Genomic DNA, 16,655 nt, shown 5'->3' on the forward strand with positions numbered 1-16,655 from the left:
CATGCACCGGTCCGCCTTTTTTATTTGGGCGCCCTTATCCTAGCTACCCTCTAGCAATGTTCGCCATTACCGAAGTCCCTATCCCCTGCCTCTATCTGCACAGAAACTTGGGCAATGGATTGGATGCAGCCCGTTATTGCTCAAACGTCACTATTGTCTTTTCTGAGTGCCCATCCGTAAGAGCGGCAAAGCCAGACCGCCTACTCCGTTTCGTGTTAAACGAGGTAGCCAGTCTGGCTTTACTAAGATTCCAGCGTATGCCGGGCGGCGGCTGGTACTTTAGCTGCGCAGTTTTTCCTGAAAGAAAGCTAAGGTAAGTGCCCATGCTTCTGCGGCCGCCTGCGGGTGGTAACTGGGCCGTTCGTCGCAGTGGAAACCGTGGTCGGCGTAGGAAATAACGGTATTGATGTAGGGTTTGCCTGCCGCATCTACGGCCGCCGTCACTTCCGCCACTTGCTCCTTGCTGATGTGCTGATCTAGTCCGCCCCAGAAGAACAAGTGCGGGCCGTGCAAGTCGGGGGCCCGGTCTTTCAGCAGATGGGTTCCGCCTCCGTAGTACGATACGCCCGCCGCCAGGGGCAGCACTGCATTAGCTAGGAATGATACGCGCCCACCCAGGCAGAAGCCGATGCTACCTATTTTGTCGGTCACGTTGTCCTGGGCCTGCAGCCAGTCATACGCGGCCTGCACATCGGCAGCCAAGCCCTCGGGGGTGATGGCGCTGAAGTGCGGCATGGCACTGGGGAAGTCGTTGTACGGAATTTCAAGGCCCGGCGCGGCCGTCCGGTGGAATAGCTCGGGGGCAACCACAGCATAGCCCGCGGCCGCTAGGCGGTCGGCAACGTTACGGATGTGGCCGTTCACACCAAATGCTTCCTGAAGCAGAATAATACCAGGGTGAGGCCCTGCGGTGGCAGGCATGGCCGTATAGGCCTGAAGATGAGTGTTGTCGGAAGCCGTGAGGGCGACGGCACTTGGGTAGGACATAGGTATGTGTTAGCAATGAAGACTGGCTCCTAAAGCCAGAAACCGGGTAGTATGTTTAGCAGCTCTGCCGGGCCACCTACTACCCAAGAGGGCAGCAGGAAGCTCGGCCGCGCCCTTCTGGACTTATTCTGTTCCCCGCAGTTGCAATAACCGCACGATGAGGCCCGTCCAGCCGGTTTGGTGGCTGGCCCCTAAGCCGTAGCCCGTATCACCGTGGAAGTACTCGTGAAAGAGAAGGTAGTCGCGGAAATGCGGATCGGTTTGCAGGAGTTCGTTGTGGCCGAAGGCGGGGCGGCGGCCATTTTCGTCCTTTAGCAGCAGTTTGGTGAGGCGCCCAGCCAAGGCTATGGCTACTTCCTGCAAAGTCAGCATCGTACCCGAGCCCGTGGGATACTCTATCTCGAACTTGCTGTCGTAATAAAAATGAAACCGCTGCAACGACTCGATAATGAGGTAGTTGATAGGAAACCAGATGGGTCCCCGCCAGTTGGAGTTGCCCCCAAACATGCTGCTTTCGGCTTCACCGGGCACGTACTGCACCACAAAGTCGTCCTCGTCGGTGCTGAACACGTAGGGGTGCTCCAAGTGATAGCGCGACATGGCCCGAATGCCATACTCAGACAGGAACTCGGTTTCGTCGAGCATGCGTTGCAGCAGCTTTTTCAAGCGGGAGCGGCGCAATAGGCCCAGCAGGTGGCGGGCCCCTTTGCCGGGCTCCTCCCAGCGGGCTACTAGCTGGGCCAGGTGGGGCCGGTGGTCGAGCACCCAGCGCGCCCGGGCCGTAAACTCGGGCATGGCATCCAACAGCTCCTGGTCCAGTACTTCAACTGCAAACAGTGGAATCAGGCCCACAATGGAGCGCACTTTAAGCTTGGTACGCTCCTCATCGGGGGTATGCAGCACATCATAATAGAAGCCATCTTCCTCATCCCAGAGGTTAAACAGGCCGTCGCCGCCGCGGGTCATGGCGTCGGCAATGTGGAGGAAGTGCTCAAAAAACTTGCTGGCCATGTCCTGGTACACGGGATTGGTGCGGGCCAGCTCCAGAGCCATGCGCATCATGTTCAAAGCAAACATGGCCATCCAGCTCGTCCCGTCCGACTGCTCAATGAACCCGCCGGTAGGGAGGGGCGCACTCCGGTCAAACACACCAATGTTATCGAGGCCCAGGAAGCCGCCTTCGAAGATGTTCCGCTCACTTTTATCCTTGCGGTTGACCCACCAAGTGAAGTTGAGCGCCAGCTTGTGAAAGACTGACTCCAGGAACACCGTGTCGCCCTGATTGTTGCGCAGCTTCTTGTCCATTTTGTACACGCGCCACGTGGCCCAGGCGTGCACGGGTGGGTTCACGTCGGAGAAGTTCCACTCGTAGGCCGGCAACTGCCCGTTGGGGTGCATATACCAGTCTTTGGTGAGCACGCGCAACTGCTGCTTGGCAAACTCCGCATCAACCATGGCCAGGGGAATGCAGTGGAAGGCTAGGTCCCAGGCTGCATACCAGGGGTACTCCCACTTGTCGGGCATGGAAATAATGTCCTCGTTGTGCAAGTGGCTCCACTGCCGGTTACGCCCCTTGCGACGCTCGGGCGGCGGGGTTAGCACGGCCGGGTCGCCGTTCATCCACTGGCTTACGTCATAGTAGTAAAACTGCTTGCTCCAGAGCATGCCTGCAAATGCCTGGCGCTGCACATTGCGTGCGTCGGGGTCGGGGGGCAGGTTTTCCTGCAAGCAGTCGTAGAACTCATCGGCCTCCTGCTTGCGCGTGGCAAAAACTTGGTCGAAGTCAGCAAAGGGCTGCTCACATGGAGGCTGGCATAGCCGCAGGCGCACGCTACGCGACTGCCCCGAGGGCACACTGAGAGTATATAGAGCGGCTACCTTAGTACCCTGCTGCTCGGTGTTGATGGCCTCCGTGTTGCCATCCACCACGTAGTCGTTGATGCCGTCTTTGAAGTGGCGACCCTCGGCGGGCAGGTTGTAGAGGCGGGGGCCATTGGTTTCATTTTCGCAGAACAGCAGTTGAGGCGCCTCATCACAGTAGAAGTGATACGAGCCCAGCTCGGCGTGCTCTACCAACACGGTACCGGGGGCTTGCTCACGCAGGGAGGGTCGGGCCGGGTTGTACCCCCACGACCAGGTGTTGCGAAACCAGAGCTGCGGGAGCACCTGCACTGAGGCAGCTTTGGGGCCGCGGTTGTGTACCGTTATCTGGGCCAGCACATCATCAGGGCCCGCCTTGGCGTATTCAATGAACACATCGAAGTAGCGGCTCTTGTTGAAAACGCCGGTGTCCAGCAGCTCGTACTCGGCTTCCTGGCGGCCGCGGCGGGCATTTTCCTTCACCAGCTTGCGGTAGGGAAACCGCTGCTGCGGATACTTGTAGAGCATGCGCATGTAGGAGTGCGTGGGTGTACTATCAAGGTAATAGTACAGTTCCTTCACGTCCTCGCCGTGGTTGCCCTGCCCATTGGTAAGGCCAAACAGGCGCTCTTTCAGTACTTCATCTTTGCCGTTCCAGAGGCCCACGGCAAAGCAAAGGAGCTGGCGGTCGTCGCTGATGCCGCCCAGGCCCTCCTCGCCCCAGCGGTAGGCGAGGCTGCGGGCCATATCATGCGTTACGTAATCCCAGGCGTTGCCATCGGGGCTGTAATCTTCGCGGACGGTACCCCACTGGCGTTCGGTGAGGTAGGGACCAAATTTCTTCCAAGGCGTGGTGTGTGCGGTTGATTCTGCGAGGCGTAGTTGTTCCTGCGTCATAGAGTAGTAGCTCGTGGCGACTGAATATAGGGGGAGGCCCTTGTATTCACCTAGTCGGGGCGGCAGCGCCCAATATGGTTCTGCCCTACTCCATTCCGGGGAAAACAGTTGCTACGGTGGAGGTCCTGCAAGCTGCTTTCGGTCTTGTTTGAAGCGTTATTTCGGGTGAAGATGGCGCTTTTTCCGTGCCTAAAAGTAGCGCAGCACTTTCCTTGTCTTCTGGCGCTGCTCCCGCCGTGCGGTAGGCCTAGGGCATGGCACAGCGGAAGCTCCCCCGCCCAGCTTAGTGCTCACCAGGGGTTAATAACGTAGCGCTTCGGGCCCAGGACTTGGCTTAGAGGCTGGTTTGGATGCGATGTTACTTGGTACCTGCTGTTGGCTTCCCAGTAAATATCTTTTTCGGAATCATGCTGTGCACGCCCATGGTGCCATCTACCAGCTGGGTAATTTCCATGTTGGCAGCCACGCTGGCCAGCATGTAGGCATTATCGTGGCTGAGGCCTTTCTCCTTCATCAGGAAGTCAATCATTTCGCGCAGGGCTACCTTGGTGGCTTTCGTTAAGTCCACATCGGTGCCCATGGTAATAAAGTCGGTGGGCGTTTCGGCGCGGGGCCAAGTCAAGTGCAGGTCTTTGCGCACAATGAACTCTAAGGTGCCCGTTAGGGAAGTCTCCAGCGCCGTAATATCCACTTCGCCATTACCCTGCCCCGCATGACCGTCGCCGACCTCAAACAAGGCACCCGGCACGTGTACTGGAATGAAGAGGGTGGTACCCGCTACCAGTTCCTTATTATCCAGATTGCCGGCGTGAATGCCGGGCGGGGCGCTGTTGATGCGGCCCGCCGCGGGGGGTGGCGCTACCCCCATGCTCCCGAAAAATGGCCGCAAGGGCACCTCAATACCAGGAGCAAAGTTGGCTACCATACGTTTCTTATCCAGGGGGATGATGCGCATTTTAGCGTAGCCGAAGTCTTCGGGCAAGAAGCCGCTAGTGGGGCCGAATGCGTTGTAGGCGTAGGGAATGGCTAGTTCCACCTTCCGAATGCGCACTTCCAGCACGTCGCCCGGCTCGGCTCCCTCCACGTAAATAGGCCCCGTGAGAATGTGCCCGCCGGGCCCTTTGTTACTTACCTCCTGGTAGATGTCGCGCAAGGACTGCTCTACCTGGGCGGGTGCTACGCCCGCGCCTTCCAAGCGCGCGGGGCTTGAGGTAATAAGCGTTTGCACCTCTACTTTGTCGCCCGATTTGATGCGGAGCACGGGCTTGGCCGCAGCATCATAAAAGCCCCACGCCACGGTGCTAGGGGTGGGCGTGAGCTGATGGGTAGTAGGCTTACCCGCTTTGGCCGCGCCGGCAGATGTTTGCGCCCGGGCGCTAGTTGCTAGTAGAGAAGCCGCACCGAGTGTGAGAGTAGTAAGGCCGTGGCGTAGATATTGGTAGTTCATGGAGGGGCAGTAATGGTAGAACAAGCCTCCCAAACTACATCAGAACCACACAGCTTACGCCCCACGCCTAAAATATTCAGCTCCATTCTGCTACGCTCCTCCCCTAGCTCATCAGCACCTGCTTGTAGCGGCAGCAGCAAAGAACCGGTAGCCGTAAATGAGCATTGGGCTATCCTGACATAGGATAGCCCAATGCTCATTGGCAGCCCTTGTACTAGCCCACAACGAACGTGCGCATGCTCATGCCACCAAAGCTTACCTCCTCGAAGACGTGGCGGATGGCCTCATCAGCCTCGGCCAAGGCCAAGCTGTAGAGCATGGGAATGTAGTGGTCGGGCGTGGGTACCGACAGTGGACCACTGGCGCCCGCCTGCTGGTAGTGCGCCAGGGCCAGCAGGTCGCGCTGGTTTATTTTGGCTTTGGCCCACTCGTCGAACTCCACGGCCCAGGCGTGCGGGCGCGGGTCGTCCTGCATGAAGCTAGGTATACTCTGGCGGAGGTTGTGCACAATGTTGCCGCTACCCAGAATCAGTACGCCGCGGCGGCGCAGAAACTGCAGTTGCTTCGCGAGTTCGGCGTGGTAGGTAATGGGCTTGTGGTAGTCAATGCTGAGTTGGAACACCGGAATATCAGCCTCCGGGAAGATGTGGTGCAGCACCGTCCAGGTGCCGTGGTCGAGGCCCCACTCATCGGTGGGGTGCGCGTCGGGCAGGGCAGCCAGTACTTCCTGGGCCACATCGGGGGCGCCGGGGGCGGGGTACTGCATGTCGAACAGCTCCTGCGGAAAGCCGCCGAAGTCGTGGATGGTTTCGGGGCGCTCGTTTACGGCCACGAAGGTGCCGCGCGTGAGCCAGTGGGCCGATACTACCAGTACCGCCCGCGGCGGCTGCACATTGCGAATGTCGCGGCCCAGCTGGCGCAGGGTTTGGGTAAAGGGGTTGTCGGCCAGGGCATTCATGGGCGAGCCGTGACCCACGAAAAGCACGGGCATCTTGGCCGTTTTCTGAAAGGAGCTGGCCGTTTTATGGAGGTCTTGCAGGGAGTTCATAGCAGAGGCGAAGGGGAGCACGGCCAGGGCCTTCAGAAAGTCTGTGCGGTGCATAGCGGTAGTAATTTCTCGCCAGCAAATGTACCCCGCCCAAGCTGGTGGAGCCTTGATGTAGGGTAAGAAATCTGGACCGGAAGGGTCAGTAGCTACAGCGTAGGCAACCCTTGAGCTGTCCACTGGTGTCTATAGCAGAAAGCTACCCATAGCGGCAGCCAGCTTTTTTCTTAAAAGTTTACCTATCAGTAAGTCCTGCTTACACCTTGTTGGGAAGCCGGGCTACAGAAAAGCTCAACAGTAGTGTTCTGCTGGTATTTGAGGCAGAGGCTTGTAATAAGGTTACTCCGGAAAAATATCCTAAACGCAGGCAAATAGATTCTTCCTTCCCCTTTGTCATTTATGGAGTTCAAACTAGCCAGCCTAGAAAACATCGACGGCGTACTGGCACTGCACCAGAAATACCAAATTGCGACGATTGCCGAGGAGGATAAACCCGATGGCTTTGTTACTACTGCCTTCACCCGGGAACAACTCACTCAACTGATCCAAGCAGAACATGGCCTGTCCATCGCCACGCACGGCGGGCAGGTAGTTGCCTACGTCATGGCCGCTTCGTGGCAGTTCTGGTCCCGGTGGCCCATCTTCGCTTCTATGATAGAAGACCTGCCAGCCCTGACCTACGCGGGCCAGCAGCTCAGCACCGAAAACTCTTACCAGTACGGCCCCATCTGCATTGATAAAGCCTACCGGGGTAGTGGCGTGCTAGAAAAGATTTTTGATTTCTCGCGGGAGCAGATGTCGGCTCGGTACCCGGTGCTGGTCACGTTTATCAACCGCATCAATACCCGCTCCTACACGGCGCACACCCAAAAGCTGGGATTGGAAGTGATTCATGAATTTGAGTTTAACAACAATCACTATCTGGAGCTAGCCTACGAAACCTCGAAACGCCTGCCCCCCGCTGAAGCATAGCTACGTGCCGTGGCTTTATCCTGAGCTATAAGCTGTTGCTTGGATTACCAGCTTGCCGGGTTTTCTTGAGTAGCCAGTATATGGTGCTGGCTGCCGAGCTTGGCGCTGGCGTTGCAGGGGCCGTTCGCAACCTGCGAGAAGCAAACGTGACTAGCTGGGGAGCGAACATGCCCTTCCCGCGCTATTGCCGCATACAAGGTTTAGCATTCCGTTCAATGTATCCTGTTGCGTAGCAACCACACTCCTACTCCTACTCTTACCCCACCTCCTATCCACTATGACGCGGTACGTATTTGCCTTCCTCAGCTGCCTTGCGCTGCTATTCCCCCGCAGCGGACAGGCCCAGACTATTGACACCCTGGTGGACGTTGGCGGCTACCGGCTACACTTCCACATCATCAACGGCAAAGGCGTACCGATTTTATTTGAGGCGGGAGGTGGTGATGACGCCCGCGTATGGCAGCCGCTGCTAGAGCCTCTAGCCGCCGTAACCGGCGCTACCCTAATTACCTATGACCGCGCTGGCTTCGGAAAAAGCGAGCTTTCCAAGGAGCCGGCAGATGCACAACACGGCATTCTGAGTGGCATGCAGGGGCTGGAAGTGGGTCTTAAAAAGCTGGGCTACGGCAACGAACTTATGCTGGTAGCTCACTCCTACGGCGGACTGTACGCCACGCTGTATGCCGCACGCCACCCCAAGGCTGTTCAGGCGGTAGTACTTTTGGACGCCATGCTGCCCTGCTTTGCAACCAACGAATTTCTGGCGGGCATGATGCAGGATATGCAAGCCGACATCGAGCAAAACAAAACCGGGCACCGTGGCCGGTATTACCAAAGCCTCAACTACCCCGCTACCGTGCAGGTGGTGCGCCACGCCCCGTTTCCGGCCACTATACCGGTTGTTGACTTGGTAGCCGACAACTTCTTTATTCCTAAACCGGCAGAAGCTGCCCGCTGGAAAGCCTGCCACCAAGAATTTACGGCCGCTCAACCCAACCGGGAACTCATTACGGCTTACGGCTGCGGCCACTATATTTTCGGCGACAATCCAGCATTGGTTGTCAGTGCCATTACGAAAGCCTACGGCGCTACCCGCGGCCAGGCGAAGAACCCTGTTCTCCTAAAGCGCAGCCTCAGCTACTCAGTAAATGCTACCAACGAAATAAAGAAGCGCGAAACAGACTATCGTCACTCAGAAAGCGACCTGAACAGTTGGGGCTATAGCCTGCTACGCCAAGGCGAAAAGCAGAAGGCCCTGGAAGTGTTCAAGCTGAATACCGTGCTGTACCCGCGGAGCGGCAACGCGTTCGACAGCCTGGCTGAAGCCTACCTAAACGCAGGCAATAAAGACCTAGCCAGGATGAACTACCAGAAGTCGCTGGAGCTGAATCCGAAGAACACAAACGCCGCGGAGGTATTAAAGAAGTTGTAGAACTCGGAGCGCAGAACACATACAAAAAGCCCCGGCACCTTGCGGCGCCGAGGCTTTTTGCGAAGCTATACAGCTTCTTATAGCTATTAGAGTAGCTTATCCAGATAGAGAGGCAACTCACGGACGCGTTTGCCGGTGGCATGGTATACCGCGTTGGTAATGGCCGCAGCCACACCAAGTAGGCCTACCTCGCCAATACCTTTTACCCCTAGTGGGTTTACGATATCATCTTCCTCCTCCACGAAAATCACGTCGATGTCGTGAATATCGGCATTGACGGGCACGTGGTACTCGGCGTAGTTATGGTTCATGTAGCGGCCGAACTTATGGTCCATGACGGTTTCTTCCATCATGGCCATGCTAATTCCCCACACAACCGAACCAAGCACCTGCGAACGGGCGGTTTTCGTGTTCAGGATACGGCCCGCCGCTACGGCGTTTACCACGCGCGTCACGTGTACCGTGCCTAAGTCTGGGTCTACCTTCACCTCCGCAAACACCGCATTGTGGGAGTGCATCGAATACGGCATCTGCTTGAGGTAGTTTGGCATGGCCGAGCTATCGGTTTCAATCTTGCTTTCTCCGCTAGCCTGGAGCACGTCTCGGATAACTACCGCTTGGTTTGGGTCCTTACGCAGGCGAATCTGGCCGTTCACAAACTCCACGTCGTCCATGCTGGCACCGTCCAGGGGCGAGCCGTCCATCTTCTTCGCAAACTTGAGCAGCTTCTCCCCTACTGCTTCGCACACATTCTTTACAGCGGTGCCTACTGAGGCAGCCGTCCAGGAACCGCCTTGCACGGGGGCCTCGGGAAAGTCAGTGTCGCCAAGCTTAAAGGTGACGGCTTCGATTGGCAAACCCAGGGTTTGGGCCGCAATCTGGGTCATGATGGTGTAGGTGCCGGTGCCGTTTTCGCCCGCAGCACTGGTTACCAGCAGCTTGCCATCGGCCGTAAGCGTGGCTTTAGCAGCGGCTTTTTGCATTGATGCATCCCACACGCCGCCGGCCATACCCCAGCCTACCAGCATGCCGTTCTCATCCTGCATGGAGCGGGGCTCGTGGTTGCGCTGGTCCCAGCCGAACTTAGCCGCCCCCTGATGGTAGCAGTCGCGCAGCTTCTTGCTCGAAAAGGGCTTGTCCATGTTCTGGTCCTTCTCGGCGTAGTTGCGAATGCGGAAATCCAGCGGGTCGAGGCCGGCGGCGTACGCCATTTCATCCATGGCTACTTCTAAAGCGAATGACCCCGTAGCCGCACCCGGCGCGCGCATGTCCAGGGGGGTGAACACGTCGAGCTTAGCAAGCTGGTAGCCTAGCTTCACGTTCTCGCACTGGTAGAGCATACCCGACCAGTTCACTACGTTTTCGGTGTAGTCTTCGAACTGAGAAGTTTCGTGGAGGGCGTGGTGCTGTAGGGCCGCCAGCGTCCCGTCGGGGTTAGTGCCTAGCTTAAGGTACTGCAAGGTATGCGGGCGGTGGCCGAAGGAAAACATCTGCTGGCGCGTGAGGGTCACCCGTACGGAGCGCTTCAACTCCAGAGCCGCCAGCGTTGCCAGGAATACCTGGTACTGGGGGCGTAGGCCCGAGCCGAACCCGCCACCCATGAACAAGTTCACGACGCGGGCATCATCCTTACTCAGACCAAAGATCTTTGTCAGGTACTGCTGCACATTGACAACGCCTTGCGTTTTGTCGTAGGCCGTGATTTTGCCTTCGCCGCGCCACTCTACGGTGGTGCCAAACATTTCCATGGGGTTATGGTGCTGAGCACCATGCACGTACTCCGCCTCTACGCGGTGGGTAGCATTCTCCCAGGCCTTGTCGGGGTTGCCGCGGGGCGGGGGTGGCGGCATCCAGCCAGTTTTGCCTCGGCCGGGTTCAAAGCCGTCGTCCCGCTTGTCTTCAATGCTGGTCTCGTGCTTTTCCTCCTCGTACTCAATGCGCAGCACCGAGGACGCATACCGGGCCAGTTCCAGCGTTTCAGCTATTACCAGGGCCACGGGCTGCTGGCTGAACTTTACCTTGTTATCGTGCAGGGGCCGGAAGGGCGAGCCACCGGGGGCTACGTCATCCTTGTAGTTTCTATCAAACCAAGCCAGGGAGGGCACATTTTCGTGCGAGAACACCTGCACCACTCCGGGCAGTGCCAGCACCTCGTCGGCGTAAATTTTAGTGATGGTACCTTTGGCAATGGGACTACTTACCACCCAGCCGTAGGCCATGTTGGGCACGTTGAATTCGGCGGAGTATTTGGCCGCACCCGTCACCTTGGCCGGGCCGTCTACGCGGCTGGTAGGTTTGCCGATGTAGGTTGTATTGCTCATGGATTTGAGTTTAAAAAGACATCGGATGCTTGCTGGGTGCCTTCGGCAGCTTGCTTGAGGGCGCGCACAATGGCGCGCTTAGCTAGCTCAATCTTGAAGGTATTGTGCTCGTAGCCGTGGGCGCCTTCCACCACTTTGGCAGCGGCCCGGCGGAAAGTATCAGCCGTAGCAGGCTGGCCTTTCAGCAGGTTCTCAGCTTCCTTGTCGCGCCAGGGCTTGTGTGCTACCCCGCCCAGCGCCAAGCGGGCATCCGTAATGGTGTCGCCTTCCAGTTCCAGGGCCGCCGCTACCGAAATTACGGCAAAGGCGTAGCTGGTTCGGTCGCGCAGCTTGAGGTAGGTGAAGTTCTTTTCAAACCCTTTGGCCGGCAAGTCCAGGCCCGTAATCAGTTCACCAGGCTCCAGGTTGTTGTCACGCTCCGGTGTGTTGCCGGGCAGGCGGTGGAAGTCCTCGAAGGCAATGGTCCGGTCGCCGTTGGGGCCGCTTACGCGCACTGTCGCTTCCAGCGCAGCCAGGGCAATACACATATCGGAAGGATGAGTGGCAATGCACTGCTCACTGGCGCCCAGAATGGCGTGAATGCGGTTGTAGCCGCCAATGGCCGAGCAGCCCGAGCCAGGCTCACGCTTATTGCAGGGAGTAGCCGTGTCGTAGAAGTAGTAGCAGCGGGTGCGCTGCATCAGGTTGCCGCCGTCGGTAGCCATGTTGCGCAGCTGGGGCGAGGCACCGGCCAAGATGGCTTGGCTCAGCAGCGGGTAGCGGCTTTTTACTTCCTCATTCCACGCCGTATCGGCGTTGGTAGCCAGGGCTCCCAGGCGCAAGCCGCCGTCGGGAGTAGGTTCAATCGTGGTGAGCGGAAGCTTGTTGAGGCCAACGAGGTGCACGGGGCGCTCCACATTTTCCTTCATCAGGTCCAGCAGGTTGGTGCCTCCCCCGATGTAAGCCGAATCTGGGTGGGTAGACTTTTCGCGCACGGCGTCCTCGACGGCCGTAGCGCGGGAGTAGGTAAAGCTATTCATGGCTTAAGCAGTTTTGGCGTCTACGACTTCCTTCACGGCCGCCAGAATATTGGTGTAAGCCCCGCAGCGGCAGATGTTGCCGCTCATCAGCTCCCGAATTTCAGCCTCGGTGTGGGCTTTTCCTTCGTTGATGAGCCCTTGGGCCGAGCAAATCTGGCCGGGCGTGCAGTATCCGCACTGAAATGCATCGTGGTCGATGAACGCTTGCTGCAAGGGGTGGAGGTTTTCCTGGGTACCCAAGCCCTCAATGGTAGTAATTTCGGCGTCTTCCTGCATCACGGCCAGCGTTAGGCAGGAGTTGATGCGCTTGCCATTTACTAGCACCGTACAGGCGCCGCACTGGCCATGGTCACACCCTTTCTTGGTTCCGGTCAGGTCCAGGTATTCGCGCAGCGCATCCAGCAGAGTAGTCCAAGGAGCTATCTGTAATTCGCGCTGCTGCCCATTGATAGTCAGGCGGACGGTACCGGTGGGTGGCGGAGCCGCTACCGCTTCGCCCGGAGCTTTCGTCGATTGATGTAGCATAGAAAGAATATGAGGTGTTGAGGAGTGGAACAGGACTGTATGCGCTGCCCTAGCAACTGAGCATACTGTTGTCCTGTACGCCGCCCCAACCTCCTACGTTATCCTTTTGCTCGTATTTCTCCTTTCAAAAATCCTATATAGAAAAACACTCAACCGTGACCATCTAACTTTCAGTTCTTTAGACACATATACATACTTATTCTAAATATCAGATCCATCAATAGTGGACTGTGCATTGCCCTAAAACAGCTAACGTTATATTTTATCGGATATAGCGGTTGTATTAGCAAGGTGCCACTATTGTTCACACTGTTGTCTCAGGCACCTCTTCTGCTTAACTACGGGCCAGTTCACTTCGAATGCGGCTCAACGATTCGGGGGTGATGCCAAGGTAGGCGGCAATGTGCCGCTGGGGCAGGCGCCGCGCAAGCGTCGGATACAAGTGCAGAAATTCTTGGTAGCGCTCTTCGGCGGGGGCACTAAGCACTCCAATTAGCCGCCGCTGCATGGCTACTAAGCTGTTCTGAAGCAGTTGGTAAAAGAAGCCTTGAAATGCGGGGCCAAATGACTGAAAGCGGCGGTAGAACTCGCCGCTGAATAGTAGCACGTCGGAATCCTCCAGGGCATCAATAGAAAACAGAGAGGCTTCCTGCTTAGTGAGGCTGTGCTGATCGGAAATCCACCAGTTCTCGGGCGCAAACTGAATGATGTGCTCCTTCTGACGAGTATCGGTAACATAACTACGCAAGCAGCCGCGCACCACAAATGCTCCTACCCGCCCTATTTCGCCCTGGCGCACTAGCACCTCGTGCTTGGCTACGTGGCGGGGCGTCAGCAGTTCCTCCAGCTCCATAAGCTGGGATTCGGTGAACTGAATCTTATTGTGGAAGTAGGTATGAAGGGCGTCGAGCATATCCGAAAGACCACGTAAACAATACGCCAAGGTAGGTGGTCTTTTGCCACCACAGAGGCAGCTGGCGCACCGATGGCCTATAGTCCGTACGTCACTTGCAAGTAGTATAGCCCGCCAATGCTGGGGCCGCCGAGGTAGCTCACATAATACTGGTTTAGCACATTGCTGGCTCCAAGCTTAAAGCGCAGATTGGGCTGGGGCAACCGATAGCTGAGTTGCGCATCAAGGGTGCTGTAGGCGGGTACGTACCCGCTGACGAGGAACGTTTGAGAATAGTACTTGGCCTGCCAGCGGTAGTTGAGGCCGAAACCGAAGTTTTTGTACGCGTTTTCATTCCCCACGCTCAGATTATACGCCCAGCGGGGAGTATTGAAGCCGTCCTCTAGTCCGTCGCCCGATTCAGTGCGGTCGAGGCGGGTGTAGGTCACGTTGGCACCCGCTAGGTAGCCGTCCGTTACGTCGTAGCGCAAGCCTAGGGAGCCGCCGTAGTTATACACTTGGCTTTGGGAGTTGGTCCAGAGGCGGTAGCGGGCCTGGCCAGAGCGGGCGTTTAGGGCAGTAGCAATGCCGTTGAGGTCGGCGCCCGTATTGAGCGGCTCGCCAGCCGAGTTAACAGGCACGTAGGCTTCCACCTGAGCAATGAAGTCTCGGTACGTATTGTAGTAGAAGTCCACGTCGGCCAGCAGGCGCCCACCGGGCAGCAAGGCCGCCTTGTACCCCACTTCCAGAGACTTGATGTGCTCGGGTTTGAGGTAGGTGTAGGGATTTTTCACTAACCTCCCCTGATTTTTTGCAATGGCTTGGGTTTGGGTCAACCCGTTGGTGTTTCGGTCGCGCGTTACGGCCGCGTTAAAGGCATCAATGGAGCTACGCAGGTAGCTGTTCTCAAATACTCCGTCCGACATCACCCTCAGGCCCCCAATGCGCTTCACCTGACCACTATTCACGTTGGAAAATCCCTCAAACAAGCTCGGGAAGCGGTAGCCACTTTGGTAGCTTACCCGGAAGTTGTGGCGCTGGGTAGGCGAGTACACCGCCGTGAAGCGCGGGTTGAAGCGGGTACTGAAGTAGTCATTCTTGTCGGCCCGCAGGGTGGCTGTGAGGCGGAGCTTCTCGCCGGGCAGTAGGCGCGCGCCAGCCTGCACAAAGCCGCCCGTTTTGCCGTAGGTCAGCGTGTTGTACGGGTCCTGCCCTTGCTCGGGGTTGATAAAGTAGTTGCCGTCGGGCTCGATATAGTACGTGCGATAGTCCGCCCCTACCAACAAGTCGGCCCAGGTTGGAAAGCCTACCTGGGTGCTCCGGCGCAAGGTCTCCCCCACATTCACTTGGCCCTCGGCGTGCAGCAAGTTGGCGCGTACCCGCAAAGCTGCACCCTGGTCCCAGTTGTTGATGTTGGTCAGCGAATCGAGGCGCTGCTGAAAGGCGGGCGTACCGGGCTGGAAACGACCGGCATCGGCCGCGGCGCGGGCCGTGGCATGGGCTTGCGCAACAGATTGGCCGTTTTGAACGGCTGCGTTCCAGGCGGCTGTATACTCTCGGTTCCACTGGGCATCGGGCTTGTAGCTGCGGTCCAGGTTTTCGGCGGCGGAGCGCAGGTTGTAGCTCTTGCCGGTATTTTCCTGGGTGAAGTAGGCGCGCGCCTGCACTACCGGCGTGGTGAGCTGCAAGGCATGCTGCTGCAAATGGTAGTTGTCGAGCTGAAACCGATTGCTGCGCTGGTACACGTTGTCGAAGTTGCTACCCCGGTAGGTGTAAGCTAGTTCGGCGTTCTGGGTCAATTTATAGTGCAGGGCGGCATCGTACCGGAGGGTTTGCAGGTGGTAGTCCACCACGTCCCGTTCGCGGTAGCCGGTGCGGGCCACCTGGTATGCTTTGCCGCCCAGCGTCAGCATCGAGCGGTTCGACGACTCATTGCCGTAGCTGCTTACTGGGTCGCGGGCAGGGTTGTCGTCGCCCAGCAAGCCGGTAGTGGCGTTCCCATTGGGGTTGATGTCGGTTTGATCGGTAGCCATCCAGTCGTACCCGCGCAGATAGGTGCCATTTACCTTGAATGCCAGCTTAGCGCTGAGCGCCTTAGCATAACGCACACTGCTTTCGGTGAAGGGCCGCGCCCTGGTGTACGGGTCATTGACGTGGTTGACACCGACCTTCTGTTGCACGCTGAGACCTTCGCTTAGAAAGGGGTTTCTAGTAGAGAAGTTAGCTAGTCCATTAATCGCATTGAGGCTGTACAAAGCAGCCGCCGTGCCTGGCACTATCTCCACCGTACCAATATCCAGATCGCTGGGCCCTAGCACGTTGCCTATTGGCCCGCCGATGTGCGGCGCTTGGTTGTCAATACCATCCACGAGCTGCACAAAGCGCACGTTGGTAGTGTTGGTGAACCCCCGGGCGTTTATCACCTTGAAACTCAGGCTAGGGGTAATTACTTGCACACCTTTCAAGTGCTCAACCGCGTCGAAGAAAGAAGGCGCGGGCGTGAGGCGCAGCTGCCGCGCGTTCAGTTTCTCCACCGTCACCGGCGACTGCAAAATACTTTCCTCTACCTTGGAAGCGGCCACTACTACCTCGCCCAGCTGTTGCACGCGACGGGTGGTATCAGGTGAGAGCGGCCGGGTTTGGGCGTACCCAGCTAAGGGCACACCACCAAGCAGGGGCAGGAAGAGAGCAGGAGAAAACCGGAAACTAAGGGTAGCGTTGGGCATGCGCTATGTTTTTACAAACATAACGCTGGGCAAGCCAAATGGTTTGCCGCCTCGGGGCATTTCCTACCATCATCTGCCCGAGAAGTGCCCGGATTGGCGCACTAGGCAGGCCCCAAAATGCCACTAGGACTTTACAGAAGCCGGACCGCTTCTACCCGCATAAATTCCTGAAACCGCTCCTGGAGCGCCCGGAACTCCTCAATAAGCTGCTGCCCCTCCGCCGATACTTCTGCGCCGCCGCCGCGCTTCCCTCCTGCCTGCGTAATCACTACGGGCTGAGCCGACTGGGCATTTAGGGAGCTAACCAAGTCCCAGGCCCGCTTGTACGACATTCCCATGTGCTGAGCTGCCTTGGATATGGAGCCCTGCTCCTGAATCTGCAACAGCAACTCCAAGCGCCCAATACCCATGAATCGGTCCTCATCGGTTTCTACCCATAGGCGGCCGTTGAGACGAAAAGGACGGTCGGAGCGGAGTAGGTTTTTCATGGGTACAATTTTACGAAAAAGCCTTACGGAGGCCGTGGCTTTGG

At 57.6% G+C, this 16,655-nt stretch carries 12 protein-coding genes; 2 read left to right on the plus strand and 10 right to left on the minus strand.

The window, feature by feature from the left end; translation table 11 throughout:
- Window positions 1–279: 279 nt before the first annotated feature.
- The 4 genes from CHB83_RS11055 to ygiD all read right to left on the minus strand — a co-directional run bounded on the left by CHB83_RS11055 (window position 280) and on the right by ygiD (window position 6,293).
- Window positions 280–987 (minus strand): dienelactone hydrolase family protein, encoded by a 708-nt coding sequence (locus CHB83_RS11055; protein WP_089332671.1) that lies wholly within the window; start codon window positions 985–987, stop codon window positions 280–282.
- Window positions 988–1,110: 123 nt separating this feature from the next.
- Window positions 1,111–3,744, minus strand: a complete 2,634-nt coding sequence (locus CHB83_RS11060) for an MGH1-like glycoside hydrolase domain-containing protein (RefSeq protein ID WP_089332672.1) — start codon at window positions 3,742–3,744, stop codon at window positions 1,111–1,113.
- A 358-nt stretch (window positions 3,745–4,102) separates the two neighbouring features.
- Window positions 4,103–5,191 carry an acetamidase/formamidase family protein gene (locus CHB83_RS11065; protein ID WP_089332673.1) on the minus strand — a complete coding sequence of 363 codons (1,089 nt, stop codon included), beginning with the start codon at window positions 5,189–5,191 and terminating at the stop codon, window positions 4,103–4,105.
- A 214-nt stretch (window positions 5,192–5,405) separates the two neighbouring features.
- A complete protein-coding gene (gene ygiD, locus CHB83_RS11070) occupies window positions 5,406–6,293 on the minus strand; it encodes a 4,5-DOPA-extradiol-dioxygenase (RefSeq protein ID WP_245855329.1) in 888 nt (295 codons plus the stop codon).
- Window positions 6,294–6,635: 342 nt separating this feature from the next.
- Between ygiD and CHB83_RS11075 the strand changes: the two genes are divergently transcribed.
- Together CHB83_RS11075 and CHB83_RS11080 are read left to right on the plus strand one after the other, a co-directional pair.
- On the plus strand, window positions 6,636–7,208 hold the full coding sequence (locus CHB83_RS11075) for a GNAT family N-acetyltransferase (RefSeq protein WP_089332674.1): 573 nt from the start codon (window positions 6,636–6,638) through the stop codon (window positions 7,206–7,208).
- Window positions 7,209–7,485: 277 nt separating this feature from the next.
- The gene (locus CHB83_RS11080) at window positions 7,486–8,640 is read left to right on the plus strand and encodes an alpha/beta fold hydrolase (RefSeq protein ID WP_089332675.1); all 1,155 of its coding nucleotides are present in this window, start codon (window positions 7,486–7,488) and stop codon (window positions 8,638–8,640) included.
- 86 nt (window positions 8,641–8,726) lie between these two features.
- Here CHB83_RS11080 and CHB83_RS11085 read toward each other — a convergent pair whose 3' ends face one another.
- The 6 genes from CHB83_RS11085 to CHB83_RS11110 all read right to left on the minus strand — a co-directional run bounded on the left by CHB83_RS11085 (window position 8,727) and on the right by CHB83_RS11110 (window position 16,611).
- Window positions 8,727–10,961 carry a xanthine dehydrogenase family protein molybdopterin-binding subunit gene (locus CHB83_RS11085; RefSeq protein ID WP_089332676.1) on the minus strand — a complete coding sequence of 745 codons (2,235 nt, stop codon included), beginning with the start codon at window positions 10,959–10,961 and terminating at the stop codon, window positions 8,727–8,729.
- Window positions 10,958–11,980 carry an FAD binding domain-containing protein gene (locus CHB83_RS11090; protein WP_045689911.1) on the minus strand — a complete coding sequence of 341 codons (1,023 nt, stop codon included), beginning with the start codon at window positions 11,978–11,980 and terminating at the stop codon, window positions 10,958–10,960. Before CHB83_RS11090 ends, CHB83_RS11085 begins: the two co-directional genes overlap by 4 nt.
- A 3-nt stretch (window positions 11,981–11,983) precedes the next feature.
- Window positions 11,984–12,505, minus strand: a complete 522-nt coding sequence (locus CHB83_RS11095) for a (2Fe-2S)-binding protein (RefSeq protein WP_045689910.1) — start codon at window positions 12,503–12,505, stop codon at window positions 11,984–11,986.
- A 334-nt stretch (window positions 12,506–12,839) separates the two neighbouring features.
- Window positions 12,840–13,418 (minus strand): Crp/Fnr family transcriptional regulator, encoded by a 579-nt coding sequence (locus CHB83_RS11100; protein WP_045689909.1) that lies wholly within the window; start codon window positions 13,416–13,418, stop codon window positions 12,840–12,842.
- Window positions 13,419–13,495: 77 nt separating this feature from the next.
- Window positions 13,496–16,123: a TonB-dependent receptor gene (locus CHB83_RS11105; protein ID WP_089332677.1), complete on the minus strand. Its 2,628-nt coding sequence runs from the start codon at window positions 16,121–16,123 to the stop codon at window positions 13,496–13,498.
- A gap of 131 nt (window positions 16,124–16,254) precedes the next feature.
- Entirely contained in the window at window positions 16,255–16,611 is a 357-nt protein-coding gene (locus CHB83_RS11110) for a winged helix-turn-helix domain-containing protein (RefSeq protein WP_045689908.1), read from the minus strand.
- Window positions 16,612–16,655: the final 44 nt, after the last annotated feature.

The sequence above is a fragment of the Hymenobacter mucosus genome, from assembly GCF_900188255.1.
Lineage (GTDB): Bacteria > Bacteroidota > Bacteroidia > Cytophagales > Hymenobacteraceae > Hymenobacter > Hymenobacter mucosus.